Below are 26406 nucleotides of genomic sequence, written 5' to 3' on the forward strand. Positions count from 1 at the left end.
GCGGGCGAAAATACGTGTCGACCCCGTCGCTCACTCCGGCAGCAGGCCGCGAGCGAGGGCACCGAACGGGCCGGCGACCAGCGGCGTCGCGACGGCGACGGCCGTCAGCACTCCCATCCCCAGGACGCCCGCGAGCGACCCGGCGAGGACCATCTGCACGAGGAAGCCGAGGACGGCGACGACGCCGAAGCCCAGTCCGGCGACGAGGGCCGAGCGGAGCGACGGCCAGCAGCACCCGACGAGCGCGCCGCCGGCGACGAGGCCGAGCCAGTGGACGCCGGCCAGGCCGAGGCCGACGAGGGCGGCCCCGAGCGTCGCGGCCCACCGCTTGCGGGGCGAGCGCTGGATCTGCCGGAGGGCGGCGAGCGGGCTACGCACCGTCGTCACCCCCGTCCGCTCCGACGAACTCCACGTCCGCCGGGCCGTCGGTGGTCGCCGTCTGCTCGAAGTACTCGCCGTCGGCCCACGCGCGCAGCTGGTCGTCGTAGTGCTCCGAGAACGGACTGCCGGCGTTCCCGCCCGGGATCACCGACTGCGACGGCTCGCCGTCGAAGCGGGCCAGCAGGCGGTAGCTGCTGCCGACGCCCGACTCGACGCGGACGTTGCGCACCGTCGCCGGCGACCCGTCGGTCGGGTACCGCGGGTAGTTCAGGAACGACTGGTCGAAGGGGTGGTCGATGACGGTGCGGTTGCGGTCGCCGTAGACCTCGTGGCCCGCGTCCTCGACCGTCGCGAGCGCGTCGGCCATCGCCAGCGCCACCGTCTCGGTCCTGGTCCGGGCCTCGCCGCCCGGCGGGTCCGTGAACCACCGGCTCTCCGCCGGGAGCGTGAGCAGGACCCAGTCGTTCGGGTGGAAGCGGTCGTCCAGCCCCCGCGCCTCGAAGGACGGGCCGAACACCCGCGTCCGGTAGGCGTCGACGAACGAGGCGAAGAGGAGCGCGGCCCGGGAGTCCCGGTCCATCCGGTAGTCCCAGTCGACGAACGCCTCGGCCGCCTCGCTGGCTTCCGGCGTCATCTCGCTCCGTGCGTCTAGGATCGTCGGGACGAACAGCGCCGCCCGCTCGTCGCGGACGTCTCGCTGGACGCGGCGCAGAAACTCGAAGTCCATCGGCTCGTCGCCCGCGGCGCGTTCGTCCAGCAGATCGTAGATGCGCTTGCCGCGCCAGGGGGCGCTGTAGGCCTCGGCGAGGTAGTAGTCGAGCTCGCTGTCGGCGACGATACGCTGGTTCGCCGTCGCCAGGTAGTCGGGGTCGCGTTCTTGCGGTTTCCGCTCGCTCGCGACGAAGGCGTCGTAGTCGGGGACGCCGTAGGGTTCGTAGCCGGGCCACTCGCCCTCGCGTGCGCTGCCGTCGAAGATCCGGTCGCCCCGGACCCGCTCGCCGTCGGTCACGCGGTACGGGACGAGGCCGGTCATGTAGTACTGCGTGTTCCCCGCGCGGTCGGCGTAGACGGCGTTCTGCGTCGGGTGGTCGAACCGCGACAGCGCGGCCATCGCCTCGTCGCGGCCGTCGCTGTAGTTCAGTTCCCTGACGGCGGCGGCCGTGCGGTTGGCCTGGAGGCCGACCCACGCGACCCCGACCCGCTGGCCGAACCGCTCCAGTACGGGGCCGTGGACGGACTTGCGGACCGTCACCTCGCGGTCCTCGCCGCCGGAGACCGCGACGGTCTCGGTCCGGGTCTCGAACTCGCGGGTCTCGTCGCCGTAGCGGTACCGCTCGCCGTCGGCGTCGTAGCGGTAGAAGTCGATGCTGTCGGCCCCGGCGTTGGTGAACCCCCACGCGCCGGCGTCGTTCTCGCCGATGACGACGAACGGGACGCCGGGGAAGGCGACGCCGCCGACCCGGAGATCCGGCGCGCGGAGGTGCTGGCGGTACCACAGCGGCGGCGCGAGCAAGGTGAGGTGAGGGTCGTTCGCCAGCAGCGGCTCGCCGCTGTCGGTGTGCTCGCCGGAGACGACCCAGGAGTTCGAGCCGACGCCGTCGGGCGACTCGAAGTTCGACGCCCAGCGGGCGAACGCGGGGTCGACGGTCCGCTCCGCGCCGGTCCCGTCGGCCGAGCCCCGCCGTTCGAACGACGCCGTCGGTCGCAGGATGGGGGAGTCGTGGTCCAGTCGGGCCGGGAACAGGTCGGCCGCGGCTTCCTCGCCGAGGGCCTCCCGCGCCGCGGCCCGCCGCAGGGTCCGGAAACTGCCGGTCAGTCCCCACCCGATCTGTTTCTGTATCAGGAGGGTGTCGACGGGCGACCACTCGCGGGGCTCGTAGTCCAGCAACTGGAACTCCGCCGCCAGCGGGCCGTCGCTCGTCGCCGCCCGCACCCCCTCGGCGAAGGCCGACAGGCTCGCGCCGGTCTCGGTGTCCGAGAGGGCCGTCCAGTTGGCCTCGGCGGCGGCCGTGAAGTCCATCTGCCGGTGGAAGCGGTCGGACTCGACGCCCTGCTCGCCGACGGCGGCGGCCAGCTCGCCGCGCATCCGCCGGACGAACAGGTCCATCTGGAAGCGGCGGTCGGTCGCCTGCGTGTGGCCCAGCGCGTAGGCGAGCGCCCGCTCGGAGTCGGCCGAGACCGTCGGCACGCGGTGGTCGTCGTACCGCACCGTCGCCGGGCCGTACGGGCTCTCGACCGTCGCGGGAGCCGACGACGCGGCGGGCTCCCAGTAGTCGCCCGACAGCGCCGCGAAGCGGTCGAGGAAGCCGGCTGCCGGCGAGAGCAGCGACCCCGCCACGCCACCGCCGAGGACGGCCGCGAGGACGGCTCTGCGACTGCGGTCCATAGCCAATCGGCGTGCCGAGCAACACTAAACGTTTGGTCGGTTGGCTCCTCCGAGTGGTACCGGAGCGCCGTCTTGCACATCCGGCGTACATTTATCAGTCGCAACGGCCCACACACGGCTATGACGGACGTACTCGTGGTCGGCGGCGGTCCCGCCGGCCTGAGCGCCGCACTGTTCACGAGCAAGAACGGGCTGGACACCGTGGTCTACGACACCGACGAGACGTGGATGCACAAGGCCCACCTGTTCAACTACCTCGGGGTCGAGTCCGAGGACGGCACCGAGTTCGTCGAGGACGCCCGCGACCAGGTCGAGTCGTTCGGCGCGACCCTCCGCGATGGCGAGGTCACCAGCGTCGAGGCCTCCGGCGACGGCTTCGTCGCGACGGTCGACGACGAGGAGGTCGAGGCGTCGTACCTGATCCTCGCGACGGGGGCCGACCGCGGGCTGGCCGAGGACCTCGGGGTCGAGTTCGACGGCGACGTGGTCGACGTGACCGTCTCGATGGAGACCAGCGTCGACGACGCCTACGCCACCGGCGCGATGGTCCGCGACCAGGAGTGGCAGGCGATCATCTCCGCCGGCGACGGCGGCGCGGCCGCGCTGGACGTCCTCTCGAAGGAGGAGGGCGAACACTTCCACGACTTCGACACGCCGGCCGACGCGGAGTGACGTGGGCTGTCGTAAGCCGTTTCCGGACGCCGGCACACGGTTCCGACAGTCCGTATGAGCGACCCCGAGGTCGACCCGAGGGTCGCGCTCGTCGTGGCCGTCCTCGCGGTGAGCACGAGCGCCGTCCTCGTCCGCGCCAGCGACGCGCCCGCCAGCGTCGCGGCCGCCTACCGGGTCGCCCTGACCACCGTCGTCGTCGCGCCGCTGGCGCTGGGCCACGACCCCGACGCCTTCCGCCGGCTCGCCGGCCGTGACCTGCTGGCGGCCGGCCTGACCGGCGTCGCGCTGGCGGTCCACTTCGCCGCGTGGTTCGAGAGCCTCGCCTGGACCAGCGTCGCCGCCTCGGTGACGCTCGTCCAGGCCCAGCCGCTGTTCGTCGCCGTCGGCGCGTGGGCGCTGCTGGACGAGCGGGTGACCCGCGGGACGACGGCGGGCATCCTCGTCGCCGTGGCCGGGATCGCCGCGATGTCGGTCGGCGAACTCGTCGGCGGGACCGCCGTCGGCCCGCGGCCGCTGTACGGCAACGCGCTCGCACTCGTCGGAGCGGTGATGGCCGCCGCCTACGTCCTCGCGGGGCGGTCGCTCCGCCAGCGGTTCCCGATCCTGCCGTACGTCACCGTCGTCTACGCGGTCGCGGCCGGCTGCCTGTTCGCCTTCGTCGTCGCCGAGGGTCACCCGGTCGTCGACTACGCGCCCCGCGAGTGGCTCCTGTTCTCGCTGATGGCGCTGGGTCCGGGCGTGTTCGGCCACACGGTCCTCAACTGGTCGCTGGGCCACGTCGAGTCCAGTCTCGTCAGCGTCTCCCTGCTTGGCGAACCGGTCGGGAGCGCGGTGCTGGCGCTGCTGTTGCTGAGCGAGGTGCCGGGCCGGTGGACTCTGATCGGCGGCGTCGTGGTGCTGGCCGGGATCGCCGTGACCGCGCGGTCGCGGGCGGCGGAGCCGACCGAGCCGAACCCCGACCGTCGGCCTCAGTCGTCGGGTTCGGACAGTTCGAGGTAGTAGTCGAAGTAGCGGTCACCGTACAGCAGGAGCCGGCGGAACTGCCGATCGACGCCGGCGTCCTTTGAGACGTTCCCGTCGACGTAGGCCCGGTGGCCCAGCTTCCGCAGGAGCGACCGCAGCGGCGGCGAGAACGGGTGTGTCTGGACGACGGTCTCGGCGCGAGCCCGGCGGAACAGGTCCAGTTCCGCCGCCGAGAGCGCGTCCGGGGCGAGGCGGGCGTCCAGGAGTTCGGCCCGCAGGATCTCCTCCAACTGTGCGGGAGAGTCTGTGACCGGCGTCACTGTCGCCCGGTAGACTGCCTCGTGGAACTCCTCGGTCGTGGTCTCGACCCGATAGATCCGGTCGCGGTACTCGACGTGGGCGTCGGACGCGCCGACGAGGGTACTCCGCTCGGCCGCCGACTCCCGACGGTAGACGAAGCCGCCGCGCTGGACCAGGCCCCACGGCACGCCGCCGACGTCGCCCCGGGCGCGAGCCGCCTTGTGCGCGATTTCGACCGCGATCCTGTCGACCTGAGGGAGCGACTCGTGGGCCGTGTGCTCCGGGACGTCGTCGAGTTCTTCGGGGCTGCCGACCTCGTAGAGCCGCAACACCGGGTGCGAGACCGTGACCTCGTCGACGACCACGCTGCCCAGACGGTAGTAGGTTCCCTCGTGACGGGCGTAGGCGGGGTCGTCCTCGCCGACCATCGGGAACGGCCGGCGGTACTGCGAGCGGTAGGTGCCGCCCTCGACGGTCGTCCGGAAGGCGTCCTCGACACCCGGGACGGAGCTGTCGGCGAGGTCGTGGACGCGGTCCCCCCGGAGCGAGCCGTCGCGCTCGTGGACGTCGAGCGTCAGTCGAGCCGTTCGGTCGTCCGCGGGTGAGAGGGCACTGCAGCCGGCCGCCGAGACGGCACCGAACGACCCGAGCGCCGCGAGTAACCGCCGTCGGGGGAGTGTATCGGAGGGCACGTCCGGAGTCCCGGACCGGTCGGTCAAAGCCTTTCTGTCCCGGGTCCCGCCTCAGCCGGCCCGCTGCTCGACGGCTCCGCGGATCGAGGCGGCGTCGAAGTCGTGGTCCGGGCGGATGTTGACGAAGTCGAGGAACTCCTCGGCGGCCAGCAGTTCCCCGGCCGTGTAGTGCTCGCTCGCGGCCCGGACGGCGACCTTCGCGCCGACGAGCGGTTCGAGCGCCCCGAGCGCACAGGCGAGGTCGTAGGCGCGCGCGTCGGCGATTGCTTCCTCGCGGACGCTGGTCGCGTCGATGAAGTACACCTCCCCGTCGGCGACGAGGACGTTCTCGCTGCGGAAGTCGCCGTGTGCCAGGCCGTCCTCGTGCATCCTGTGGAGGTAGTCGAAGACCGTCGGCGCGTGGGACTCGACCCGCTCCCGCGGGAGCGCGTCCAGCGGTTCGAACTCCCGCAGGTACTCGAAGACGAGGACTCCCATCCCCTCGTACTCGAAGGCCTCGACGGGTTCGGGGGCGTTGACGCCGAGTTCCCGCATCCGCTCCGTGGCCTCGAGTTCGTGTTCGGCCATCTGCGCCGGCGTCCCGAAGTGCTCGAAGAAGCCCTCCGTCCCCGAGGAGAACGCTCCGAGGTTCCGGCCGGTCGTCAGCAGCGCGTGGACGAGCGAGTTCTGTCGCGTGATGACCTTCACGAACCAGCGGTCCTCGACGACGAAGGGGGTCGAGAGCCAGTTGTCCGCGTCCAGGAAGACCACGCGTGCCGACGACTCGCCGTAGCGGTCGAGCACGGCCCGGGCGACCCCCTCCAGTTGGTCCCACGGGACCGTCCCTCGGAGGAGGCGGCGAAACGCCATCCCCTGAACCGAGGGGTGGCGGCGGCATATGGCTTGTGTCGTCCCATATGGTATTTGATGGCAGACGACGTAGCGGGCGGTATGGAGTTCGACCTGCCGGACGAACACCGGATGATGCGGGAGTCCGTACGGGAGTTCTGCGAGAACGAGATCGCACCCATCGCCCAGGAGATCGAGGACGAACACCGGTTCCCCGCCGAGGTGTTCGACGAGCTCGCGCGGCTGGACGTGCTGGGGGTCCCCATCGACGAGGAGTACGGCGGGCTGGGCGGCGACCAGCTGATGTACGCGCTGGTCTGTGAGGAACTCGGCCGCGTCTCCGGCTCGATCGGTCTCTCCTACGCCGCCCACGTCTCGCTGGGCTCGAAACCCATCGAACTGTTCGGGACCGAGGCCCAGAAGGAGCGGTGGCTGGAGCCGCTGGCCCGCGGCGAGGCGCTGGGGTCGTGGGCGCTGACCGAACCCGGGAGCGGCAGCGACGCCAGCGGGATGTCCACCACCGCCGAGAAAGACGGCGACGAGTACGTCCTCAACGGGACCAAGCAGTTCATCACGAACGCCACCGTGGCCGGCAGCGTCCTCGTGAAGGCGGTCACCGAACCCGGTGCGGGCACGGACGGTATCTCGACGTTCGTCGTCGCGCCCGAGGACGACGGCTGGGAGGTGACGACCGTCTGGGACAAGATGGGGCTGAACGCCTCCCCGACCTGCGAGCTGCAGTTCGACGACTGCCGGGTCCCCGAGGACCGCCTGCTCGGCGAGGAGGGCGAGGGCTGGGAACAGACGCTGAAGACGCTCGACGGCGGGCGCATCTCCATCGCCGCCCTCTCGGTCGGGCTGGCCCAGGGGGCCTACGAGGCAGCGAAGTCCTACGCCACCGAGCGCGAGCAGTTCGGTCAGCCCATCTCGGAGTTCGACGCCGTCCGGGACAAGGTCGTCGAGATGGACCGCAAGATCGAGCGGGCGCGGCTGCTGACTCACAAGGCCGCGACGATGTACGACGCCGGCGAGGACGTCGCCCGGATGTCCTCGCTCGCCAAACTCGACGCGTCCGAGATCTGTCGGGAGGTCGCAGAGGACGCCGTGCAGGTGCTGGGCGGCTACGGCTACACCACCGATTTCGCCCCGCAGCGGTTCTACCGCGACGCCAAGCTGATGGAGATCGGCGAGGGGACGAGCGAGATACAGCGGTTGGTGCTTGGCCGCGAACTGGGCCTGTAGTCGTCGTCGGTAACACAGACTTACTGTCCGGGTTGTTGCGTTCGGATGCGAGTAGGTTCTCACAAGAGGAAAGGCTATAATCGACGCTGCGCGGGACGGTCGTATGGCTCCGGACTGGCTCCCACGCGCGGACACGCTTGACCAACTCGCAGGGTTCACCGGCGTCGGCTGGACGACGTCGCTGCTCGGCTTCCTCACCACCCTCGTCGGCTACGGCAACAGCATCGTCTCCCGATTTATCGCCGATTCACAGTCGCTGCTGTACCTCGGTCTCGTCTTCTTCCTGGCGACGCTGGGGCTGGACAGGCTCGCGAACTCGCTTGCCGAGGAGGCGGGCGAACCGCGTCGGTAACCGGGAGTTACTCGCCGCTGTCGGGGACGATCGTCACCGGCACCGTCGCCTCGTCCGCGACGACGAACGCGGCGTCGCCCGAGGAGAGTCGGCCGGTCAGGCCCTTCGGCTCGTGGCCCATCACGATGTGCGAGACGTCGACGTCCGACGCGAGCTCCAGGAGCTCCTCGCCGATCCGCGGCCCCGAGCGCGACCCCGACCGGCCGACGTGTTCCAGCGACACCGTCGCGACGACCGACTCGCCCGCCAGCCGCTCCCGGAGGTCGTCCCGAACCCGTCGGGACTGTGCGTCGGCCACCTCGTCGTCCAGCAGGTGGACGACGGCCAGTTCCTCGCCGAACGCCTCTCCGAGTTCGACCGCGGTGTCGACGACGGCGGCCGAGACGGCGTCGTTGGCGACTGCCACGAGGATGGTCATGGTCTCACCAAGGGCCGAACCGAAATATCTGTTTTCGCCGATCCGGCAGTAAGACACCCCTAATCCGTGGATTTGAGGTTGTGGACCGGGTCCAGCCAGTCCACCACCTCGGCGGTGGGGGCCAGCGCGTCGACGATGCGCTCGGCGTCCTTGTAGGCCATCGGTGCCTCGTCCCGGACAGCCTCGACGACCGACTCGGAGTAGACGCCGGCCATCGCGTCGGCGAACTCGTCCATATCGACCGTGTCGTGGGCCGCCCGCCGGCTCATCACCCGGCCCGCCCCGTGGGGTGCGGTCCGGTGGTACTCCTCGTTCCCCTTCCCGCGTGCGATCACGGAGCCCTCGGCCATGTTGAACGGTACGACCAGTCGCTGGCCCTCGCGGGCCGGCGTCGCGCCCTTCCGGATCGTGAGGTCCCGGAAGTCGATGTAGTTGTGGACGCTCTGGAAGCGGTCGACGGGCTCGACGCCCAGCGCATCGCAGACGGCGTCGCTCATCAGCGTCCGGTTCCACCGGGCGTACTGCTGGGCGAACAGCATGTCGACGTAGTAGCCGTGGGCCTCGCGCCCCTCGAGCCAGTCGAGTTCGTCGTCGCGGTCGCCGTCGTCGTCGTGGACCGCCCGCTGGAGCCGGCCGAGAGCGTCGAACGCCTCTTCGATCTCACCGCCGTCGAGTTCGCGGCGGAGCCGCTCCTTCTCGATGTGGGACTCGCCCTTGCCGCCGGTGACCCACTCGTAGAGGTCCCGGGACTCGACGGTCTCGGGGTCGAACTTCAGGTAGTCGGCGTACGCCTCGGGGATCTCCTCGCGGAGCCGCCCGATCGTCCGGCGGTCGGTGGCCGTCGACTGCCAGTACTCGGCGACGGACTTGCCCAGGTACCGGGAGCCGCTGTGGACGACGAGCCAGTAGTCGCCGCTCTCGCGGGCGCGGGCGAACTCGACGAAGTGGTTGCCGCCCCCGAGCGTGCCGGCGCTGCGGATGACGTAGCCCATCCCCTGGCGCTGGGCGGCCAGCACGCGGTCACACAGCCCCTCGAAGTAGTCGCCGTCGTAGCCGTCGAAGTCGAACTCGACGGGATCGATGCGCTCGCCGAACCGCTCGGCGAAGGCGTCGTCGAACGACTCGAAGACCCGGTTCGCGCGGTCGAACGGGAACTCCTCGACCAGATGGGGGGCGTCGTCGTAGTCGTGGACGGACCGGCCCATCGGGACGGCCTCGCGGACGCGGCGCTCGCGCTCGGGGCCGTCCAGGGGCAGGTCGTCCCCGAGGTTCGTCGCCGCCATCCCACACCCCACGTCGACGCCGACGATGTTTGGGACGATCCGGTCGGCCAGCGGCATCGTGAAGCCGATGGGCGCGCCGGCCCCCCAGTGTGCGTCGGGCATCACCCGGACGGGTTCGGTGAACGCCGGGTGGTCGACGAGCCGCTGGATCTGGTCGAGACAGCCCTGTTCGACGAGCGACTCGTCGTCGACCATCACGCGCGCCGTGGTGTGTTCGCCGGCCAGTTCGATCGGCATACCCGCCGGTAGTCGGGAGCGGGGTTTGAACCTCACGGTGGGCCGGGGCGGGAGAACGTACATATAAAATAACTGGCGAACGCCCTGTCCGGCGGCGAATGGGGAGAAGTGCACGTAGCGCCCTTCAAGAGCATATTTTCAGCCGATGGGAACGCGCTCCGGTTTATATGTGCTCTCTCCCCGCACATCCAGATGTGAGGTGACGAGGATGTCCTACCAAGCCACCAACCCGCTGGCCGACGACTTCGAGTTCGAGCTCGGCGGGACGACGACGGCGTACTGGATCGGCCTCCTGCGTGTGATCACCGGCTGGTGGTTCTTCCACGCCGGCGTCACGAAGATCATCGAGAGCGGGCTGAACTTCGGGTACGGGCCGGCCTACATGCAGCAGATGACCGGCACCGCGCTGGGGCCGATCCCGGTCTGGATGGGCAACAACCTCGCGTGGCTCATCAAGCCCGGCGTCCCGCTGTTCGAGACGCTCATCGGCCTGGCGCTGATGGTCGGCGTGCTGACTCGGCTGGCCGCCGTGGGCGGGACGGTCTTTATGACCCTGTTCTGGGTCGGGAACGCCGGCTTCGGCCACGGCCTCGTCAACAGCGACCTGATGGGGCTGCTGCTGTTCGTGACGGTGCTGGTGCTGGGCGCAGGGCGGTACTACGGACTGGACGCGATCATCGAGAAGACGGAGTTCGTCCGGCAGCGGCCGCGGCTCCGCTACCTGCTCGGCTAACAGAGGTGACCAAGATATGACCACCACCATCGACAAGGCGGCACAGGCACTGAGCGGCGGACTGATACTGCTGGGTATCGTCGGCCTGGGGCTCGTCGAGACGCTGGCCGGCAAGCCCTTCGCACCGGTTCCGCTGACCAACGACGCGGGCGAGGTGATCGCACAGCCGATGTTCGGCCCCGAACTGCGGACCGGACTGGTGCTGGCCGGCCTCCTCGTCCTCGCGCTGTACGGCGGCTACAAGCTTGCGACGCCGGTCGAACCCACCGAGGGCGCGACCGGTCACGAGACCGTCGCCGACTGAGCACCGCGCGGGAACCGTTCCGACCCGCCGTCTCTTCTCCCCGCTTCCGCGACCGCCCAGCGGTCGCTCCCGAACGCCCGGCCTTTTGTCGATCCCGCCCGTCCGACCGGTATGCTCGACGAGGGCGCACCCGCGCCGGACTTCGACCTCGAGGGGACCGACGGCGACGCCGTCGGCGCGTATCGCCTCTCCGCGGCCGCGTCGCGCGCTCCGGTTCTGGTGGCGTTCTACACTGAAGACGGCGGCGCGGCCTGCCGGACGTACCTGGAAGCACTCCGGGACACGGACTGGGGGGCGCTCACGGACGGCATCGCCGTCTTCGGCGTCGCGCCGGGCACGATGGACGATCACCGGCGGTTCGCCGCCGACCTCGACCTGCCCTTCCCGCTGCTGGTCGACCACGCGGGCGTCGACGGGCAGTTCGGCGTCCAGCGACCGGACGGGACCACGCGTCGGACGGCGTTCCTCGTCGACGGCCGGTGTCGCGTGCGGTGCTCGTGGGCCGACGACCCCGACCGGGACCCGGCGACGCGGCCGGACCTCTCGGCCGTCCACGACGCCGTGGCGCGGCGCTGACTATCGGCCGTCCCACTCGTCGGCCAGCAGGCCGTAGACGTGGACGTCCTCGTGGGAGCCGCGGCGGTACCAGTGGTCCCGCAGCGTCCCCTCCCGCTCGAAGCCGACCTTCGCCAGCACGCGCTGTGAACCCTCGTTGTCCTCGAACGCCTTCGCGTACACCCGGTGGAGGCGGAGTTCGCCGAACGCGTGGTCGACGAGGGTTCGGGCCGCGTCGGTGGCGTAGCCGTTGCCCCACGCGTCCTCGGCGAGGTAGTAGCCGAGCTCGGCGTGGCCGTTGGTCGCGGCGACGCCGTTCAGGCCGACGGTCCCGACCGGGTCGCCGTCGACGCAGATCAGCAGGTGGACCTCGTCGCTGTCGCGCTCGCCGACGGACTCGACCCACTCCCGCTCGGCCTGTTCGCTCAGCGGGCGGCCGATGGACAGGCCGTCCCGGACCGCCGGGTCGTTGACCGTCTCGTGGAGGAAGGGCACGTCCTCCGCTTCGATGGTGTGCAACGCGACCGTCTCGCCGTGGAGGAAGGCGGGGCCAGGCATACGCGAGGCGTCGGCCGACGGGCGAATCAAGCTTGCCCCGGTGTGTGACCGTCACTCACTGCGCCACTCCTCGGCCAGCAGGCCGAACGACAGCAGGTCGACGTGCTCGCCGTCGACGAAGGCGTGGGCGCGTCGCCGCCCCTCCCGCCGGAAGCCGACCTTCTCCAGCACCCGGGCCGACGCGGGGTTGCTCGCGTAGACGTCGGCTCCGAGTTTGTGCAGGCGGCGCTCGGTGAACGCGTAGCGGGCGAGGCAGTCGACGGCGTCGGTGGCGTAGCCGTTGCCCCAGTGGTCCGGGAGGACGGCGTAGCCGACCTCGCCGTAGCCCCAGGGGTGGTCGTCCTCGTGGAGGACGCAGTTGCCGACGGGCTCGCCGTCGACCCGGATCACGAACGCGGGGTCGTCGCGGGACTCGCGTCGCGCCTCGACGTCGGCGGGCGTCGTCGGTTCGCTCCCGCCGACGCCGGTGCGGACCCGCGGATCGTTGCGGAGTCGCACCGCGAGGCCGACGTCCTCGTCGGTCATCGGGTGGAGCGCGACGCTGTCGCCTTCGAGGAAGGCGGGGTCTGGCATAGGGAACGGGACGACCGCCAAGTGAAAGAGCGTTACCGGAGCGTGTGAAGCGATAGCACAGTACTGCGCCTGCCGCGAGCGATAGGCCGAAGTCGGCGCGGCCCGGCCACGGGGTATGGGCACGCCGCTGGAGCCACGCCAGGCACAGGCCGAGGCGGTCGTCGACCGCCTCCGCGAGGAGTACCCCGACTCGACCATCTCGCTGAACTACGCGAACCGGTTGGAGTTGCTGGTCGCCGTCGTCCTCTCGGCGCAGTGTACCGACGATCGGGTCAACGAGGTCACGGCGGACCTCTTCGAGACGTACGAGACGGCAGAGGACTACGCCGCGGCCAGCGAGGAGCAGCTGGCCGAGGACATCTACGGCATCACGTTCCACAACAACAAGGGCGGCTACCTGAAGGGGATCGGCGAGCAGCTCGTCGCGGAACACGACGGCGAGGTGCCCGACACGATGGCGGCGCTGACGGACCTCCCCGGCGTCGGGCGGAAGACGGCCAACGTCGTCCTCCAGCACGGCCACGACATCGTCGAGGGCATCGTCGTCGACACGCACGTCCAGCGGCTCTCGCGCCGGCTCGGTCTGACCGCGGAAGAGCGCCCCGAGGCCATCGAGGACGACCTCGTCGACGTGGTCCCCGAGAGCGAGTGGCAGGGGTTCACTCACCTGCTCATCGACCACGGGCGGGCCGTCTGTGGCGCGCGCTCGGCCGACTGCGCCGACTGTGTCCTGGCCGACATCTGTCCGTCCGAGCGGGGCGACAGCGACGTCGACCTCGCGACCGGCGAGCGGTGGAGCTGACCGCCTACCCTTCAGTCGCCGTCTCGTCGCTCGCTGCCTCCTCGTCGTCCAGTCGCACGGTCAACACCGGCGCGTCGGCCGTGCGGACCACCTTCTCGGTGACGCTCCCAAGCAGGAAGCGGTCCACTCCCCGCCGGCCGTGGGTCGGCATCACGACGAGGTCGATCCCGTTGTCCGCCGCGTAGTCGACGATGGCGCGGTAGGGGGTTCCCCGCCGGACCGACGTCACCGCGTCGAGGCCGCGCTCGGCGAGCCACTCCGCGACGCCGTCGACGAGCTGTTCGCCGGCGGCCTCGGCCCGTCCCATCACGTCGTCGCCGGTCTCGGTCATCCCCGACTGGCGCTCGATCTCGTCGGGCTTGACCATCCCCGAGAAGCCGGTGTCGTCGTCGCGCATCACCAGGTGGGACGGCTCGTTCTCCCTGTCGGCCACGTAGAGGACGTGGACCGTCGCGTCGCACAGCGACGCGAGGTCGGCGACGTGCTCCATCGCCGTCTCAGAGCCCGGGCTCCCGTCCGTCGGAAAGAGGACGCTCTCGTACATCACCCGTTAGTGTAGACGGGGAGTTATTATCAATCTAGGCGAACTTCTTTACGCGCGGTCCTCAGACCACGTACCGGAGGACGTACCGCGAGACGCCGACGACGTAGGCGAGCAGCCAGAAGATGACGTAGCCGAACACGCCGATGCGCAGTCGCGACCGCCAGTGGTCCATCCGCTCGCCGCCGATCTCGTCGAGCAACACGTCCTCGTCGTAGTCGTTGTAGAGGTCGTGCTGGCGCTTCGCCCGGAAGATGCGGACGATGCCGGTCCCGCCGAAGGCCAGCAGCGCGTACGCCTGCAGGCCGAGGTAGGCGTGGACCGCCGAGAGCCCGCCCAACTGCTGGGGGAGCCGCGGGGCCATCCACAGCAGCATCGGGGCCGTCGTCAGCGCCAGCCCCGTGACGACGAACTTCAGGTGGTGCATCAGCACGTCCCACGTCACCGGCTCCGTCTCGATGATGTAGTACGCGCCGTAGACGAAACAGGGGAAACTCAGCGTCACCATCAGGAGGACGACGGACGCGACAAGCCCCTCGGAGACCATGGCCGGGCGTTGGGAAAGGACCCGCTAAAGGATGCCGGATGGACGCCGGGCGATCCCCGCGGTCGACCGTCACTCTAAGGAGTTCCCCGCCCGTAGTGGGACACGATGAGCGAATCGTCGGACGAGGACCGCGGCCGAGAGGGGCCACCGAGCGACCGGGCCGACGAGTCGGACCTCGACGCCCTCCGCCAGCAGGTCGAAGAGAAGTACGACTTCGAGGAGTTCGGTCCGGCGGACATGGCCGAGATGAGCGCCGAGGAGTGGGAGGCCGCCTTCGATCCGGACACCTGGATCACCGACGACGAGCTGCTGGACCGCGTCCACCGGGACCTCCTGAACCGCGTCGCCACGCGGGACGTCTTCGCCCGGGTCGAGCGCCACGCCGACCCGCCGCGCGTGCTGGCCTACTCCGACGAGGGGTACGCCATCGTCTACCCCGACGGCACCGTCGAGGGCGAGGGGACGGTGCTCCGGGACGTGAAACCCACCGTCGCGCTCTGCTCGATGGACTCCTACGACCCGCCCGAGGAGGTCCCCGACAGGCCGCTGCCCGAACCCGACGACGTGCCCGAGGGCGGCGGCGAGCTCGGCAACCGGATGCTCCAGGTCATCGCCGGCGCGCAGTTGCTCGCGGGCCTGGCGCTGTTCGGCGGCGGCCTGCTGGCTGCGGCGGGCCTGTTCGGCGGGGCCGGCATCAACACCGTCCTCCTCGTGGTCGTCGGCCTCGCGTTCGTCGCCGTCGCGCTGGTCCTCTTTTTCACGGTCGCCAACGCCCGCCTCTCGGACAAGTTCCGGGCCGAGGAGTACCGCGACAGGCTCCGAGCGGTCGGGCTCGAAGACGGGGAGCGACCCGACTTCGTCCCCGAGCTCGAACCCCGAGAGAGCGGCCAGGACGGCGAGAGCGAGGAGACCGGCGAAGTCGGAGCGTAGCGGTTCCTGCGGGCGGTATCCGGTGGGTTTATACAAACACAATCCTGACCCTAGGACGTAATGAAGAGACGGGAGTTCGTCCGCACTGCCGGGGGTGCCGCCGGGACAGCGGCCGCCCTCAGCGCCGCCGGTCCCGCGGCCGCCCAGGAAGAGGGCGGCGGCGGCGCACAGACAGTGCCGGACTACGGCGGCTGGCTCGACCCAGTCACAAACTTCGACGGCCCCGGAAGTACCGTCGACGCGACCGGTCAGGACACGGCGACCGTCGAAGTCGGCGTCCAGCAAGGCGGCGGTGCCTACGGGTTCGGCCCGCCGGCCATCCACGTCGACAACGGCGCGACCGTCCAGTTCGAGTGGACCGGCGAGGGCGGCAGCCACAACGTCGTCTCGCAGGGCGAGGGGCCGCTGGACTCGGGCAGCGCCGTCGCCAGTTCCGGCGTCAACTACGAGTACACGTTCGAAGAGGACGGCATCTACCCCTACTACTGCGCCCCCCACCAGGGCCTCAACATGAGGGGTGCCGTCGTCGTCGGCGAGGACTACGCGACACAGACCATCGGCGGCGGCGGTCCACAGGAGGTCGACCCCCACTACGCGGGCGTCCCCATCCAGCCCCACTTCGTCGGTTTCGGGGCCGGCCTCGCCGTCGTCATCCCCCTCGTCTTCACCTTCTTCCTGCTGAAGTACGGTGAATCGCCCCACACCAGCGGAGGGAACAACTGATGGCCTCGGAAGGCTCTACCTACGGCGACATCCACCGGTACGAACCGCCGCGCGAGAGCACCGCCGCCGCCGTCGGTATCGTCCTGCTGACGGTCATCCAGATCGTCCTCGTCGGACTGTTCACCTACGGGATGCTCGCGGGGTGGGCGTCCGGTATCGGGACGTCGCTGACGGTCCGGCTCATCGAGGCCAACATGTTCCTCGGGGGCGTGCTGACCGCCATCTTCATCGACCTGGCGTTCATTATGCTCCTCTACCGGAAGGAGTTCCTCCCCGACGTGATGATCGTGAAGAAGCGCCGCCGGAAGTGGGAGGACCTCTACATCCGACAGGAGGACGTCGACGGCGAGTCGCTGGCCGACGAGGAGCAGTTCGTAGAGACAATCAAGCGCGCTGTCTACCCCTACTACAAGAAATAATGCCTCTGGACGAAGACAAGTACCCAGCCGAGACGGGCCGACGTCGCTTCGTGAAAGGCGTCGTCGGCAGCGCCGCCCTCTCCAGCATCGGCGTCGGTGGCGCTGCCGCCGTCGACGCCACGACCGACGCCGCCGGCGAAGGCGGCGGGACGACGGAGTTCGTCGCGGTCGAGAACACGGACGGCCCCGCCCCGCGCGGGATGCCGATCATCCCCATCACCATCGAGGGCGGGGAACTGAGGGGCGTCTGGCCGGAGTACGACCCCGAAGCGGGCGTCGCAATCGCACGGGACTTCGGCGGCAGCGGCATCGACTACTCCTCCGCCTGGTTCCAGTACTGCGGGATGCAGACCGCAGCGGGGCTGTACCCGCAGGTCGAACAGGACAACACTCTCCGCAGCAGTCCGGGCTCCTACGCCTGGCAGAGCGACGTCGAGGCCGGAGCGCCGCTCACGGTGGACATGTTCAGCGACTACCAGGAGTGGGGCAACGGCATCGGGACGGCCGGGCTCGGCAAGCCCGCGAGCGCCAACTGGCGCTCCGAGGGCGACGTCAAGACGATCCCGGTCCAGCTGATCCGCTCCGTCGAGATCGAGAAGATGGCCAACGGGGAGGGGAAGTACAGCAGCCTCCCCAGCGACGTCCAGCAGTTCATCTCGGCGGCGACCGAGGAGGGGTTCATCGCGTGGATGAACAAGTGCACCCACTTCTGCTGTGTCCCCGGGTTCAAGACGCTGGCCGGCAGCGCCAACTTCGGGGCGGCGAACCGCATCTACTGCCAGTGCCACCAGTCGGTGTACAACCCGTTCAGCCCGGTGAAAAAGCAGTTCGTGGCGCTGCCACGCCCCCCGCGGACCGAATAGCACAATGAGTCTGGAACGCAAAGACGAACACGACCACGGCGGTTGGATGGAGAAGCGGGAGCTGAGCCCGCTCGAATCGATATACCTGACCACGCTCATCTGGCTCGACAAGCGTCTGCGCATCGTCGACTACCTCGAGATCCTCGAGGACCTGTACTACAAGGTCAACATGCAGATGCCCAAGAGCCACACCGAGCAGTACAACCTCGACAACAAGTTCTGGTACTGGTACCCACTGTACGCGCTCGGGTCCTTCTCGACGGTCGCGTATCTGGTCGCGGCACTCTCGGGTGCGTTGTTGGGGTTCTACTACGCCCCCGCGGCGGCCGGTGCCAGCGGCCAACCGACGGTCGCCTACGACTCGGTGCTCATCATTATGGGCCAGCTCAATCTGGGTTACTTCCTGCGGTCGGTCCACCGCTGGGCCGCACAGATTATGGTCGCGGCGGTCTTCCTCCACATGCTCCGGGTCTACTTCACCGGGGCGTACAAGGAACCCCGCGAGCTGAACTGGCTCATCGGGATCGTCCTGATCTCGCTGACCCTGGTGTTCGGGTACACCGGCTACCTACTGCCCTGGAGCCAGCTCTCCTACTGGGCCGGACAGATCGGCGTCGAGATGTCCCTGTCCATCCCGCTCATCGGCGAGTGGGTGGCCCAGCTACTGTTCGGCGGCTTCACGCTCTCCCAGTCGACGCTCGTGCGGATGTACATCCTGCACGTGTTCGTCCTGCCGTTCGTGACGACCGGCCTCATCGCCGTCCACATCGGCATCGTCTGGATGCAGGGCATCGCGGAACCACACTGATACCATGAGCGACAACGACTCCACCGACGACGAGGTTCGCACCGACGGCTCGGGCGGCGGCGGCATCGTCGCACCCGACGACGAGACGCCGACCTGGTCCGAGCGCAAGCAGCGTTCCCAGGGGCTCTCGCGGCTCACCTACGAGTACTTCGAGCGGTCCCGCCGCGAGGACCAGGACCTGCGCCAGCAGTCGGACTACGTCGAGCGGGACGTGCTGGCGTTCCCGGCCTGGCCCCACGAGATGATCCGGAACCTGGCGCTGACGAGCTTCTTCGTCGGGATGATCCTGTTCGTGGCGGCCGCGCTCCCGCCGGAGATGCCGAACCCGGCGAACTCCAGCGTGACGCCGGCGATCATCCTGCCGGACTGGTACCTCTACTGGTCGTTCGGCCTGCTGAAGCTGGGCCCGCTCAACCCCAACCTGAGCATCCTCGGCGGGTCGAAACTGATGGCCGACCGGACCTACGGCGTCATCGCGAACGTCGTCGTGGTCGGGTTCGTCGCCATCGTGCCGTTCATCAACAAGGGATCGGCGCGCCGCCCCGTCGAGCAGCCGTTCTGGGCCGCCGTCGGGATGTCCGGCGTCGTGTTCAGCCTCACCATCGCTGCGCTGTCCATCAAGAACCTCATCCCGATGGACTCGCACCTGATCTTCGACCTGACGTTCCTCGTGCCCATCGTCAGCGCCACCATCACCTACGCGGTGCTGAAGACGATGCGCGAGGGGTACATGTTCGACCTCAACCGCCGGTACTACCGGCTCCGGCCGCCGAAGTAGCGGCTCGGCTCCCGTTTCTCTCGACTCGCGCGTCCATCGCGTCTGCTCCGTGCGAGCGACGCGGCCTCGTCGGGGGCCCGACTCGGACGGGGTTCAGACCGGTCTCGCCGGGGCTAAGTAGCTCCCGACCCTAGCGGGGACGATGACAGCAGACCAGTCGGGGGTCGCCGACGACGGGAACGAGCGCCGGGACGTCGAGGTCCCGCTGCGGGTCTACAAGGCCGTGACGGTGTTCTCGACACTCTTTGCCGTCGCGAGCGTCGTCGTCGGGTTCGTCCTCGTCGACACGGCGACACAGCGGGCGTCGGTGCCGGCCTCGGAGATCGACGTGCCCCTGGCCATCGCGGGCGTGCTCTCGATACTCGCCGGCAGCGCCGTCTACGCGTTTTCGACGCGCTTCCGGACCGCGGAGATGGGAAAGTCTAAAGACGACGCTGACTAACCTTCGGATAATGGCTGACGAGTTTATGAAAGGGTTCGGTGCCCTGATGGTCGGGGGCCTCGGCTGGATGACCATCGCGGGCTGGTACCGGACGCCGAGCTTCGAGGGCGCACAGCTCATCGGTGAGCTCCCACCCGTCGAGAGCCGCACCGTGTTCGACAGCATCGCCATCGCGCTGATGGACGTGTTCTTCTGGTTCGCCGTCTTCGGCGCGCTCACCTTCTGGGTCGTCATCCCGGCCATCAGCCAGGCCCGGGACTACCTCGACGACCGCTCGGCGTAACCGGTCGTTCTCGCCGTCACACAGTCGTCGCCCCGTCGTCGAGCGACCCCGTCCCGCCACCGGCGAGAGGCCCCTTCTCGATCACGAGCGGCGACGCACGGCTCCTCGGTCCGGCGAACGCGGAGAAGCGGTGGCCCCGTTCAGACGACCGCCGACCACGGCGCTTCGATGACCCAGAACAGCGCCTGGAAGCCGGCGTAGAGGAACACCACGACGGCCGCGACGAGCGATCCCTTCGGCCGTTCGAGGTCCAGGTCCCGGCGGGCCTCGACCTTCCGGGACTCGAACTCGAAGAAGTCGGTGATGACCAGGCCGAGCACGAGCGTCGACATGACCATCCCGCCGTGCTGTGCGAGCGTCGTGTAGAAGAACGAGACGACGACCAGCAGGACGTTCATCGCCTCGTGGGGGAGGTAGCGACTGACCGACTCAGCGCCGCCGTCCTCGTACTCCGAGACGTGGTTGCGGTGGGCGAGCGCCCGCGTCGCGAAGTTAGCCAACACCAGCGCGAACAGGACGTACTCGACCAGGAGCACCCCACCCGGGGCGGTGCTCCCCAGAATCGTGTCCAGCGGCCCGAAGAGCGTCACGGATGGCTGCATACGCGGAGATGTGTGCGACTGGCATTAGTGTCTTTCCAAACGCGGGAGTCAGTCCCCCGCCTCACCCGAACCGCGACTCGCTCGCGCCGACGACGGCGACCCGGAGCGTCCCGGCCCGACCGAACGTCACCGCTCCGCCACAGGGGACCGCCGTGGCCGCCTCGCCGTCGAGGTAGCAGTCGACCGGGGCCTCGTCCCGGAGGACCGTCACCGAGAGGTCGTCGGCGGGCACCACCCAGTGGTCTGGGTTGGTGGCGAACGGGGCGATCGGCGCGACGACGCAGGCGTCGGACAGGGGTGCCAGCACCGGTGCGCCGACCCGGCGCGCGTAGCCGGGGGAGCCGGCCGGCGTCGCCACGGTGACGCCGTCGGCGCGGAGCCGTGCGACGGGATCGGTCGGCGTCTCGACGGCGTACTCGGAGATGCGAGCGGCGTCGTCGGTCACGAGCGTCACGTCCCAGACGGCGGTCCCGGCGGTCGACCCGTCGACGGCGACCGAGAGGACCGGGTGGCGCTCGACGCGCGCGTCGTCGAGGTCGGCGACGGCCGAGGCCACCGCGTCGTCGGGGACCGACCGGACGCCGCGACCGGCCGCCACCGGGAGGACCAGCGGGTCGTCCTCGGCGGCGGCGATCCGTGAGAGAGCCGTCTGTCCGACGGCGACCACTCGATCGGTCGCGGGGACGGCGTCACCGGTGCCGTGGGCGACGGACAGGCCCGCCTTGCGCAGTCGCTCCGCGACGGCGTCGTCGCCGACCACGCCGATGCGCTCGCTCATCACCGGGTACGTTCGAGCGCCCCGAAAAAAGGCTGCCGCACTTCCCCTCACTCGGCGATGCGCTGGCGAGCGTACTTCGCCAGCAGCGGCAGGTCCGAGAGGTGGAACAGCTGCCGGAAGGCGGCGCGGTTGCCGTTGTTGATCTCGGTCAGGACGTCGTCGTCGGTCTGCCGGAGGTCGGCCATCAGCCGGTCGTACCGCTCGTTGGGCGCGAGATAGAGGAGTTCGGTCATCATCAGCCGCGTCTTCTGTTTGGGCGCGACCTGACTGTGCCAGAGCTGGTCGTAGACGGACAGCGCCTCGGCGGAGGTGTCGGGCTCGTCGGGCGTGAGCGCGGCGTCGACCGTCGCCGCGGCGGCGCGGGCGGACTTCATCCCCTTGTGGATGCCCTCGCCCCAGAGCGGGTCGATGGTCGGGACGGTGTCGCCGATGGCCATGAAGTTGTCGGTGCTCAGCGAACCGGGGGGCTGGATGTGTGCCGACCCCCGGTGAGCCTGTGTCCCCTCGATCCGCTCGGCGTCGGCGAAGCGGGGGTCTTTCTCCAGCCAGTAGTCGAGGTAGTCGTCGATCCCCATCCCCTCCTTGGCGTAGTCGTGGTGGGCCTCGTTCTGGATGTAACAGAGGCCGACCTTCGCGGTGTCCGCGCCGGTGTGGAAGATCCACGAGTAGCCCCCGGGCGCGAGGTCGTGGTCCAGCCGGAGCATCATCGCGTCGTGGAGGTCGGCGTAGCCCTCGTGATCGACGTCGACGCCCTCGAACTCGTACTCGATGCCGATGGCTTGCTTCTCGCGCTTGAGGTCGACCACGCCGAGCTTCTTCGCCAGCGGCGCGGCGGGGCCGGTAGCGTCGACGACCACGTCGGCGTACACCTCCTCGTCGCCGTCGTAGCGCACCCCGACCACCTCGCCGTCGTCCGTGATCGGGGCCGAAACACGCGAGTCGAAGCGGTAGGTCGCGCCCTTCTCGCGGCCGTCCGCGACGAGGAAGCGCTTGAACTCCGCGAACTCCAGCACCGCGCCGGTCTGCGTGCGGACGTAGTGGTCGTTGGGCGACTCCAGGACGACTGAGTCGGTGTACTGCATCACGACGTCGTCGGGGATGCCGAACGACGTCATCATCGACGGGAAGGTGCCCGCCGTCGACTTGTTGCTCTGACGTGGGAACTCGTCTTCGGGCTCCGTCTCCAACACGAGCACGTCGTAGCCGCGTTCGGCCAGGTCCCGCGCACACTGCCCGCCAGCGGGACCGGCCCCGGCGATAACCACGTCAAAGCGGTCGCGCATACCGTGAGGGTACGCCGTTTTCCTAATCAGTCTTGCCTTCCCGCCCGAGGCGGCTCTCGAAAGGGTAAAGACGCCGCCAGTCACAGCAGTTCCCAGACCGAAGGATGGTGCTCAAGACTGGAGCGGGCGTGCTCGCCGACAGTTCGCGGCTCCCGACCGCTCTGCGGTCGGTGCTCGGCTACTACGCGGACACCGGCGTGTTCGACTACGACAGCCTCGCGCTGAAGTCCGAGATCGATGACCGGACCGAGCGGATGGTCGAGGACGTCTACGACCGCGTGGAGGCCGCGCTCGCCGATGAGTTCGGCCGTCCCGTGTCGTTCAGCTACGACACGAAGCTCATCCTGCCCGCGCAGTTGACGCTGGGGTACGTCTACCGGGCGGCCCGGCGCGACGCCGACGGCGACCCGGTCGACGACGAGATCGCGACGGGCGTCCCGCCCGCCGACGCCGCGTCGCTCGGTGACGGGACGCCGGACCTCTCGCCGCGCGAGCGCGTCGTGCGCGCCGAGCAGATGACCCGCCTCTCGATCGAGGCGCTGATCGACGGGGATATGCGCGACGCGATCAACGACGACGAGTTCGAGGACTTCGAGACCGACGCCGACCTCGACCCCCGCCGCGTGGCGGAGACGGCCCAGGCCGCGCTCCAGTCCCACCTCCAGGGCCTGCTGGACGAGATGCCGCCGGTCGTCGAGGACGCCTACCAGTGGGCGGTCGACTACTCCGAGGCCCACCAGGAGCGCGACGAGCACTTCCGCGAGCTGATGGAGCGGGCCGAGGCCGGCGACGGGGAGGCCGTCGACGCCATCCGCGAGGAGTACAAGCTCGCGGACTACGAGGAGGAGCCGGCGACTTTCGAGCGCGCCGAGAAGGACCTGCCCTACAGCAAGACCCAGTACGCCCGCGTCGGCGTACTGTACGACGGGATGCTCGACCTCTACCGGCTGGCGGGGTTAGACATCGACGACGAGTTCGCGCGGGCCATCGTCCTCGCGATCATCGGCGCGCAGGTGTGGCTCGACGACGTCGACGACTACGCCGACGACCGCGCGGAGGGACAGCTGACGCCCGTGACCGCCGAGTACCTGCTGGCCCCGGACGAGCGGGCGGCCTACAACCGCGTGGTCGACGTGACCGAGCAGTACCTCGACGCCGCCAAGGGGTACGCGACTGCGGCCGACTCGCCGCTGACGGGCGTGGCCGTGGAGTACATCTATCGGTCGGGGGACCCGAGCGTGCTGCCGGGGCACCACTGAGCGGGTCTTCGCGAGAGCGTCTCCCTGGGCTGCTCGCCGCCGCTATCGCTTTCCGAGCGCCCGCTCGAACACCCGCTGGGCGCGCTCGTAGGCGGCGTCCCGGTCGACGATCGGATGGTGGTAGTCGGGTGCCAGCTCCGCCCGTTCCCCGTCCGAGAGTGTCGGCCAGTCGACGATCTTCGACGGCGGCACGCCCCGGAGTTCGGGGACGTACTCGGTGACGTAGTCGGCCCCGCCGTCGTACTTGCTCATCTGGGCGACGGGGTCGAAGATGCGCACGTCCACCGAGTCGGTCCCCGTCGAGGCGGTCCACTGCCAGTTCCCGTAGTTCGAGGCGGGGTCGTGGTCGACCAGCTGCTTCGCGAAGTACCGCGCCCCCTCCCGCCAGTCGGTCAGCAGGTGCTTGGTCAGGAACGAGGCGACGTTCTGTCGCGGGCGGTTGTGGACGTATCCCTCCTCGTTCAGCTGGCGCATCCCGGCGTCGACCAGCGGGTAGCCGGTCTCGCCGCGCGTCCACGCCTCGAAGTGGTCGGGGTCGTTCTCCCACTCGATGGGGTTGGGGAAGGACGTGTAGTTCGCCGTCAGCAGGTCGGGGTTGTAGTACAGCAGGTGGTAGTTCTGCTCGCGCCAGGAGAGCTCGTAGCGGTACTTCTGGACGTTTCGCCGGGCGTCGCCACCGACCGCGGCGTGGCGCTCGCTGGCGTCGCGCCACAGTTCGCGGATTCCGATCATCCCGGCGGCGATGTACGGGGACATCCGGGAGACGGCCCCGACGGGACGCTCCACGGCGGCCGTCATGTCGTCGCGGGTGTCGCTGTAGGTCTCGATGCCGTCGGCGAGGAACCGCTCCCAGCGCTCGCGGGCCGCCTCGTACCCCGCGGCCGGGAGGTCGATGTCGGCGTCGACGATGGGGACGGGCGCGTCGTCGATCACGTCGGCGAGGTCGCCGTCGACCACCTCGACCGGCGGCAGCTTGTGGTGGGCCTGCCAGTCGTCGTAGAAGCGGCTGTGGTTCTCGTAGCGCCGGTCCAGCCCGTCGGGGTCGACGAGCAGGAGGTCGACCGAAGACTCCGTCGGGACCGCCTCGTCTACCCGGCGCTGTCGGTTGCGGCGGGCGGGCCGGTAGTGCTCGTTGTAGACCACGCGGTCGGCGTCGAACTCGGCGACGACCTCGGCCAGCACCTCGTCGGCCGCCCCCGTGCGGACGAGCAGGTCGCTCCCCCGGCGGCGGTAGGCCCGCTTGAGTTCCCGCACGCCCGCGAGGAAGAACGCTCGTTGTCGTTTCCCGACCGTGCCAAGCACGTCGGGGTCGACGACGTACACCGGGAGGACCGACCCGTCGCTCGCGGCGGCCGAGAGCCCGCGGTTGTCGGGGACGCGGAGGTCGCGCTGGTGCCAGAAGACGTCCATACCAGACGGTGGGTCCCCGAACGTATGACTCGGCCCCCAATCCAGTTGTGTATGCGAGCGGGGGGCACAGTCAGCCGCCCCGGTGTGCCTCGACTACGTCGAGGGTCTCGTCGACCCGGAGCGTCAGCGTCGCGCCGTCGTGGTCGAAGGTGAACCGCGCGTCCAGCGGGTCGGTCGCCAGGATCTCCTCCTCGTAGGCCTCGTGGACGGCCTCCACCACGCCCGTGTCCGCCGGGGCGAGCGGGTCCAGGCCGTTGTCGAGCAGGAACCGGAGCACGGACGGGTGGTTGACGACCGCCAGCGACGCCGCGCCGCCGGTCACGAAGATACAGTTGGTACACTCGAAGCCGACGGTGACGGCGTGGTGACTGTCACAGGTGGGACAGCGGCCCGCGCTGGCGTCGTGGGACTCGCAGACGCCGACGCTCCGCTCGACGGTCGCGGAACAGCGCGGACAGATGCCGCTGGCCATCGCGAACACCTCGAGGATGGTCCAGGTCCAGGCGGCCCGCACCGTCTCGTCCATGTCCCGCCCGCGGAGGCCCGCGGGCGGCAACAGGTGTCGGCCGAGGTAGCCCGCCTCGGCCGCGCCCCCCTTCGGCTCGCCCCCGCGTGTCCGTCCCCACTTGCCGTCACACTGGGTGCAGTAGAGTTCGACGCTCCCCTCCGTCCAGGCCGCCTCCACCGGTCCCCCACAGAGCGAGCAGGTGCGGTCGACCGGTGTCCGCTCCGTCCCCGGCGTCTCCGTCACTGCTCCCGCGAGCACCGCCTCGACCACGCGCCGGCCGGCCCGTTCGAGCGCGTACCCGTCGTCGTCCTTCCGGACGAAGTGGCCCACCACCTTGTCGAGGTGGTAGTTGAACTGACCGGAGTCGTCGACGTCGACGCGGTCGTACAGCGTCGAGAACGGGAGCGGTTCGTCGGCCTCGCCGAGGGTCCGCAGGATCGCCAGCCGCGTCTCGTTGCCGAGGACGCCGAACGCCTCGTCTGGCGACAGCGTCCCGTCGTCGTCGGACATACCTGCCGGTACGCACTCGAAGTCCCTAAATCGCAGCCACGGCGGGCTGAAACGTACGCGCTCGTTACAGAAGGAAACTTCGGCAAACTCGCTTACAGAAGTATCGTTCAGATTATACTTTTGCCGGGTGAGGTACTACGAACGGGTATGCGACAGTCCCCGAACCCCGACCGCCCGCGGACGACGCACACCCTCCCGACGGCTCGCGGCAGCGTCGCGCTCGTCGCCGTCCTCGCGGCCGCTCTGGTGGCGCTGAGCTACCCGGCCGCGACGGCGGCCCTGTGTCTCGCCGGCGTGGCCGCCGCGGCGGCCGTCCGCGTCGGCCGCCGACTGCTCCGTCGCCGACGCGCACGGTCGGCCGACGGCACCGCGCAGCGTTCGGACCCGTCCCGGTCACGGTCGAGCCGGTCCGACTGATCGTGACGAGCAGGGAAACGTAGCGT

The 26406-nt window shown here is 69.7% G+C and carries 33 protein-coding genes; 18 read left to right on the top strand and 15 right to left on the bottom strand.

Features of this window, described 5'->3' with window-relative positions; all coding sequences use genetic code 11:
• Positions 1-30: 30 nt before the first annotated feature.
• Together P0592_RS12695 and P0592_RS12700 are read right to left on the bottom strand one after the other, a co-directional pair.
• Positions 31-378, bottom strand: a complete 348-nt coding sequence (locus tag P0592_RS12695; RefSeq protein ID WP_276271266.1) for a hypothetical protein — start codon at positions 376-378, stop codon at positions 31-33.
• A complete protein-coding gene (locus P0592_RS12700; protein WP_276271267.1) occupies positions 371-2767 on the bottom strand; it encodes a penicillin acylase family protein in 2397 nt (798 codons plus the stop codon). The genes P0592_RS12695 and P0592_RS12700 overlap by 8 nt, the downstream gene beginning before the upstream one ends.
• A 120-nt stretch (positions 2768-2887) precedes the next feature.
• On the opposite strand from P0592_RS12700, the gene P0592_RS12705 reads away from it, so the two are divergent.
• Both P0592_RS12705 and P0592_RS12710 read left to right on the top strand, forming a co-directional pair.
• Positions 2888-3439 carry an NAD(P)/FAD-dependent oxidoreductase gene (locus P0592_RS12705; protein WP_276271268.1) on the top strand — a complete coding sequence of 184 codons (552 nt, stop codon included), beginning with the start codon at positions 2888-2890 and terminating at the stop codon, positions 3437-3439.
• A gap of 54 nt (positions 3440-3493) precedes the next feature.
• Positions 3494-4438: a DMT family transporter gene (locus P0592_RS12710; protein ID WP_276271269.1), complete on the top strand. Its 945-nt coding sequence runs from the start codon at positions 3494-3496 to the stop codon at positions 4436-4438.
• On the opposite strand, the gene P0592_RS12715 is transcribed toward P0592_RS12710, so the two are convergent.
• Together P0592_RS12715 and P0592_RS12720 are read right to left on the bottom strand one after the other, a co-directional pair.
• Entirely contained in the window at positions 4408-5394 is a 987-nt protein-coding gene (locus tag P0592_RS12715; protein WP_276271270.1) for a hypothetical protein, read from the bottom strand. The genes P0592_RS12710 and P0592_RS12715 overlap by 31 nt on opposite strands.
• A gap of 51 nt (positions 5395-5445) precedes the next feature.
• Positions 5446-6243, bottom strand: a complete 798-nt coding sequence (locus P0592_RS12720; protein ID WP_276271271.1) for an RIO1 family regulatory kinase/ATPase domain-containing protein — start codon at positions 6241-6243, stop codon at positions 5446-5448.
• Between the two features lie 81 nt (positions 6244-6324).
• Here P0592_RS12720 and P0592_RS12725 point away from each other — a divergent pair, with 81 nt between their 5' ends.
• Both P0592_RS12725 and P0592_RS12730 read left to right on the top strand, forming a co-directional pair.
• Positions 6325-7464, top strand: coding sequence for an acyl-CoA dehydrogenase family protein (locus P0592_RS12725; protein ID WP_276273937.1), 1140 nt, complete (start codon positions 6325-6327; stop codon positions 7462-7464).
• A 103-nt stretch (positions 7465-7567) separates the two neighbouring features.
• Positions 7568-7816: a hypothetical protein gene (locus P0592_RS12730; protein WP_276271272.1), complete on the top strand. Its 249-nt coding sequence runs from the start codon at positions 7568-7570 to the stop codon at positions 7814-7816.
• A 7-nt stretch (positions 7817-7823) separates the two neighbouring features.
• Here the strand turns inward: P0592_RS12730 and P0592_RS12735 are convergent, their stop codons facing one another.
• Together P0592_RS12735 and P0592_RS12740 are read right to left on the bottom strand one after the other, a co-directional pair.
• Complete coding sequence (locus P0592_RS12735) at positions 7824-8234, bottom strand: universal stress protein (protein ID WP_276271273.1); 411 nt, start codon at positions 8232-8234, stop codon at positions 7824-7826.
• Positions 8235-8293: 59 nt separating this feature from the next.
• On the bottom strand, positions 8294-9754 hold the full coding sequence (locus P0592_RS12740) for an RtcB family protein (protein WP_276271274.1): 1461 nt from the start codon (positions 9752-9754) through the stop codon (positions 8294-8296).
• Positions 9755-9962: 208 nt separating this feature from the next.
• On the opposite strand from P0592_RS12740, the gene P0592_RS12745 reads away from it, so the two are divergent.
• From P0592_RS12745 to P0592_RS12755, 3 genes are all read left to right on the top strand, one after another.
• The gene (locus P0592_RS12745) at positions 9963-10487 is read left to right on the top strand and encodes a DoxX family protein (protein WP_276271275.1); all 525 of its coding nucleotides are present in this window, start codon (positions 9963-9965) and stop codon (positions 10485-10487) included.
• A 16-nt stretch (positions 10488-10503) separates the two neighbouring features.
• On the top strand, positions 10504-10791 hold the full coding sequence (locus P0592_RS12750) for a hypothetical protein (protein ID WP_276271276.1): 288 nt from the start codon (positions 10504-10506) through the stop codon (positions 10789-10791).
• Positions 10792-10902: 111 nt separating this feature from the next.
• Positions 10903-11367 (top strand): redoxin domain-containing protein, encoded by a 465-nt coding sequence (locus P0592_RS12755; protein ID WP_276271277.1) that lies wholly within the window; start codon positions 10903-10905, stop codon positions 11365-11367.
• Here P0592_RS12755 and P0592_RS12760 read toward each other — a convergent pair whose 3' ends face one another.
• A complete protein-coding gene (locus P0592_RS12760) occupies positions 11368-11904 on the bottom strand; it encodes a GNAT family N-acetyltransferase (protein WP_276271278.1) in 537 nt (178 codons plus the stop codon). It abuts the gene before it with no gap.
• 51 nt (positions 11905-11955) lie between these two features.
• Positions 11956-12477 (bottom strand): GNAT family N-acetyltransferase, encoded by a 522-nt coding sequence (locus P0592_RS12765; protein WP_276271279.1) that lies wholly within the window; start codon positions 12475-12477, stop codon positions 11956-11958.
• A 115-nt stretch (positions 12478-12592) separates the two neighbouring features.
• On the opposite strand from P0592_RS12765, the gene nth reads away from it, so the two are divergent.
• Positions 12593-13279: an endonuclease III gene (nth, locus tag P0592_RS12770; RefSeq protein ID WP_276271280.1), complete on the top strand. Its 687-nt coding sequence runs from the start codon at positions 12593-12595 to the stop codon at positions 13277-13279.
• Positions 13280-13283: 4 nt separating this feature from the next.
• On the opposite strand, the gene P0592_RS12775 is transcribed toward nth, so the two are convergent.
• On the bottom strand, positions 13284-13823 hold the full coding sequence (locus P0592_RS12775) for a universal stress protein (protein WP_276271281.1): 540 nt from the start codon (positions 13821-13823) through the stop codon (positions 13284-13286).
• 61 nt (positions 13824-13884) lie between these two features.
• Positions 13885-14367 carry a DUF7321 family protein gene (locus tag P0592_RS12780; protein WP_276271282.1) on the bottom strand — a complete coding sequence of 161 codons (483 nt, stop codon included), beginning with the start codon at positions 14365-14367 and terminating at the stop codon, positions 13885-13887.
• Positions 14368-14472: 105 nt separating this feature from the next.
• Between P0592_RS12780 and P0592_RS12785 the strand changes: the two genes are divergently transcribed.
• The 8 genes from P0592_RS12785 to P0592_RS12820 all read left to right on the top strand — a co-directional run bounded on the left by P0592_RS12785 (position 14473) and on the right by P0592_RS12820 (position 19613).
• Complete coding sequence (locus tag P0592_RS12785) at positions 14473-15297, top strand: DUF7319 domain-containing protein (RefSeq protein ID WP_276271283.1); 825 nt, start codon at positions 14473-14475, stop codon at positions 15295-15297.
• Between the two features lie 60 nt (positions 15298-15357).
• A complete protein-coding gene (locus P0592_RS12790; RefSeq protein WP_276271284.1) occupies positions 15358-16020 on the top strand; it encodes a halocyanin domain-containing protein in 663 nt (220 codons plus the stop codon).
• Positions 16020-16439 (top strand): DUF7318 family protein, encoded by a 420-nt coding sequence (locus tag P0592_RS12795; protein WP_276271285.1) that lies wholly within the window; start codon positions 16020-16022, stop codon positions 16437-16439. The genes P0592_RS12790 and P0592_RS12795 overlap by 1 nt, the downstream gene beginning before the upstream one ends.
• Positions 16439-17302 carry a ubiquinol-cytochrome c reductase iron-sulfur subunit gene (locus tag P0592_RS12800; protein ID WP_276271286.1) on the top strand — a complete coding sequence of 288 codons (864 nt, stop codon included), beginning with the start codon at positions 16439-16441 and terminating at the stop codon, positions 17300-17302. Before P0592_RS12795 ends, P0592_RS12800 begins: the two co-directional genes overlap by 1 nt.
• Positions 17303-17306: 4 nt before the next feature.
• On the top strand, positions 17307-18110 hold the full coding sequence (locus tag P0592_RS12805) for a cytochrome b (protein ID WP_276271287.1): 804 nt from the start codon (positions 17307-17309) through the stop codon (positions 18108-18110).
• Positions 18111-18114: 4 nt separating this feature from the next.
• A complete protein-coding gene (locus P0592_RS12810; protein ID WP_276271288.1) occupies positions 18115-18888 on the top strand; it encodes a cytochrome b family protein in 774 nt (257 codons plus the stop codon).
• Between the two features lie 142 nt (positions 18889-19030).
• Entirely contained in the window at positions 19031-19330 is a 300-nt protein-coding gene (locus P0592_RS12815) for a DUF7315 family membrane protein (RefSeq protein ID WP_276271289.1), read from the top strand.
• A gap of 10 nt (positions 19331-19340) precedes the next feature.
• On the top strand, positions 19341-19613 hold the full coding sequence (locus P0592_RS12820) for a DUF7314 family protein (protein ID WP_276271290.1): 273 nt from the start codon (positions 19341-19343) through the stop codon (positions 19611-19613).
• 140 nt (positions 19614-19753) lie between these two features.
• On the opposite strand, the gene P0592_RS12825 is transcribed toward P0592_RS12820, so the two are convergent.
• From P0592_RS12825 to P0592_RS12835, 3 genes are all read right to left on the bottom strand, one after another.
• Positions 19754-20215: a DUF7313 family protein gene (locus P0592_RS12825; RefSeq protein ID WP_276271291.1), complete on the bottom strand. Its 462-nt coding sequence runs from the start codon at positions 20213-20215 to the stop codon at positions 19754-19756.
• 61 nt (positions 20216-20276) lie between these two features.
• Positions 20277-20993, bottom strand: coding sequence for an NAD(+)/NADH kinase (locus tag P0592_RS12830; protein ID WP_276271292.1), 717 nt, complete (start codon positions 20991-20993; stop codon positions 20277-20279).
• A 47-nt stretch (positions 20994-21040) separates the two neighbouring features.
• Positions 21041-22276 carry a digeranylgeranylglycerophospholipid reductase gene (locus P0592_RS12835; protein WP_276271293.1) on the bottom strand — a complete coding sequence of 412 codons (1236 nt, stop codon included), beginning with the start codon at positions 22274-22276 and terminating at the stop codon, positions 21041-21043.
• Positions 22277-22380: 104 nt separating this feature from the next.
• On the opposite strand from P0592_RS12835, the gene P0592_RS12840 reads away from it, so the two are divergent.
• Positions 22381-23535, top strand: a complete 1155-nt coding sequence (locus P0592_RS12840) for a hypothetical protein (RefSeq protein WP_276271294.1) — start codon at positions 22381-22383, stop codon at positions 23533-23535.
• 42 nt (positions 23536-23577) lie between these two features.
• Here the strand turns inward: P0592_RS12840 and P0592_RS12845 are convergent, their stop codons facing one another.
• Both P0592_RS12845 and P0592_RS12850 read right to left on the bottom strand, forming a co-directional pair.
• Positions 23578-24945: a cryptochrome/photolyase family protein gene (locus P0592_RS12845; RefSeq protein ID WP_276271295.1), complete on the bottom strand. Its 1368-nt coding sequence runs from the start codon at positions 24943-24945 to the stop codon at positions 23578-23580.
• Between the two features lie 70 nt (positions 24946-25015).
• Positions 25016-25963, bottom strand: coding sequence for a winged helix-turn-helix domain-containing protein (locus P0592_RS12850; protein ID WP_276271296.1), 948 nt, complete (start codon positions 25961-25963; stop codon positions 25016-25018).
• 147 nt (positions 25964-26110) lie between these two features.
• Between P0592_RS12850 and P0592_RS12855 the strand changes: the two genes are divergently transcribed.
• Positions 26111-26380, top strand: a complete 270-nt coding sequence (locus tag P0592_RS12855; protein ID WP_276271297.1) for a hypothetical protein — start codon at positions 26111-26113, stop codon at positions 26378-26380.
• Positions 26381-26406 lie beyond the last annotated feature (26 nt).

The sequence above is a fragment of the Haloarcula litorea genome, from assembly GCF_029338195.1.
GTDB lineage: Archaea > Halobacteriota > Halobacteria > Halobacteriales > Haloarculaceae > Haloarcula > Haloarcula litorea.

Coding starts and splice junctions, on each gene's coding strand:
- P0592_RS12835 (WP_276271293.1), bottom strand. CDS start 22,276: ATGCGCGACCGCTTTGACGTGGTTATCGCCGGGGCCGGTCCCGCTGGC.
- P0592_RS12820 (WP_276271290.1), top strand. CDS start 19,341: ATGGCTGACGAGTTTATGAAAGGGTTCGGTGCCCTGATGGTCGGGGGC.
- P0592_RS12740 (WP_276271274.1), bottom strand. CDS start 9,754: ATGCCGATCGAACTGGCCGGCGAACACACCACGGCGCGCGTGATGGTC.
- P0592_RS12805 (WP_276271287.1), top strand. CDS start 17,307: ATGAGTCTGGAACGCAAAGACGAACACGACCACGGCGGTTGGATGGAG.
- P0592_RS12710 (WP_276271269.1), top strand. CDS start 3,494: ATGAGCGACCCCGAGGTCGACCCGAGGGTCGCGCTCGTCGTGGCCGTC.
- P0592_RS12850 (WP_276271296.1), bottom strand. CDS start 25,963: ATGTCCGACGACGACGGGACGCTGTCGCCAGACGAGGCGTTCGGCGTC.
- P0592_RS12795 (WP_276271285.1), top strand. CDS start 16,020: ATGGCCTCGGAAGGCTCTACCTACGGCGACATCCACCGGTACGAACCG.
- nth (WP_276271280.1), top strand. CDS start 12,593: ATGGGCACGCCGCTGGAGCCACGCCAGGCACAGGCCGAGGCGGTCGTC.
- P0592_RS12790 (WP_276271284.1), top strand. CDS start 15,358: ATGAAGAGACGGGAGTTCGTCCGCACTGCCGGGGGTGCCGCCGGGACA.
- P0592_RS12845 (WP_276271295.1), bottom strand. CDS start 24,945: ATGGACGTCTTCTGGCACCAGCGCGACCTCCGCGTCCCCGACAACCGC.
- P0592_RS12730 (WP_276271272.1), top strand. CDS start 7,568: ATGGCTCCGGACTGGCTCCCACGCGCGGACACGCTTGACCAACTCGCA.
- P0592_RS12800 (WP_276271286.1), top strand. CDS start 16,439: ATGCCTCTGGACGAAGACAAGTACCCAGCCGAGACGGGCCGACGTCGC.
- P0592_RS12775 (WP_276271281.1), bottom strand. CDS start 13,823: ATGTACGAGAGCGTCCTCTTTCCGACGGACGGGAGCCCGGGCTCTGAG.
- P0592_RS12705 (WP_276271268.1), top strand. CDS start 2,888: ATGACGGACGTACTCGTGGTCGGCGGCGGTCCCGCCGGCCTGAGCGCC.
- P0592_RS12825 (WP_276271291.1), bottom strand. CDS start 20,215: ATGCAGCCATCCGTGACGCTCTTCGGGCCGCTGGACACGATTCTGGGG.
- P0592_RS12830 (WP_276271292.1), bottom strand. CDS start 20,993: ATGAGCGAGCGCATCGGCGTGGTCGGCGACGACGCCGTCGCGGAGCGA.
- P0592_RS12855 (WP_276271297.1), top strand. CDS start 26,111: ATGCGACAGTCCCCGAACCCCGACCGCCCGCGGACGACGCACACCCTC.
- P0592_RS12810 (WP_276271288.1), top strand. CDS start 18,115: ATGAGCGACAACGACTCCACCGACGACGAGGTTCGCACCGACGGCTCG.
- P0592_RS12815 (WP_276271289.1), top strand. CDS start 19,031: ATGACAGCAGACCAGTCGGGGGTCGCCGACGACGGGAACGAGCGCCGG.
- P0592_RS12780 (WP_276271282.1), bottom strand. CDS start 14,367: ATGGTCTCCGAGGGGCTTGTCGCGTCCGTCGTCCTCCTGATGGTGACG.
- P0592_RS12745 (WP_276271275.1), top strand. CDS start 9,963: ATGTCCTACCAAGCCACCAACCCGCTGGCCGACGACTTCGAGTTCGAG.
- P0592_RS12755 (WP_276271277.1), top strand. CDS start 10,903: ATGCTCGACGAGGGCGCACCCGCGCCGGACTTCGACCTCGAGGGGACC.
- P0592_RS12765 (WP_276271279.1), bottom strand. CDS start 12,477: ATGCCAGACCCCGCCTTCCTCGAAGGCGACAGCGTCGCGCTCCACCCG.
- P0592_RS12725 (WP_276273937.1), top strand. CDS start 6,325: ATGGAGTTCGACCTGCCGGACGAACACCGGATGATGCGGGAGTCCGTA.
- P0592_RS12700 (WP_276271267.1), bottom strand. CDS start 2,767: ATGGACCGCAGTCGCAGAGCCGTCCTCGCGGCCGTCCTCGGCGGTGGC.
- P0592_RS12720 (WP_276271271.1), bottom strand. CDS start 6,243: ATGGCGTTTCGCCGCCTCCTCCGAGGGACGGTCCCGTGGGACCAACTG.
- P0592_RS12760 (WP_276271278.1), bottom strand. CDS start 11,904: ATGCCTGGCCCCGCCTTCCTCCACGGCGAGACGGTCGCGTTGCACACC.
- P0592_RS12735 (WP_276271273.1), bottom strand. CDS start 8,234: ATGACCATCCTCGTGGCAGTCGCCAACGACGCCGTCTCGGCCGCCGTC.
- P0592_RS12750 (WP_276271276.1), top strand. CDS start 10,504: ATGACCACCACCATCGACAAGGCGGCACAGGCACTGAGCGGCGGACTG.
- P0592_RS12785 (WP_276271283.1), top strand. CDS start 14,473: ATGAGCGAATCGTCGGACGAGGACCGCGGCCGAGAGGGGCCACCGAGC.
- P0592_RS12840 (WP_276271294.1), top strand. CDS start 22,381: ATGGTGCTCAAGACTGGAGCGGGCGTGCTCGCCGACAGTTCGCGGCTC.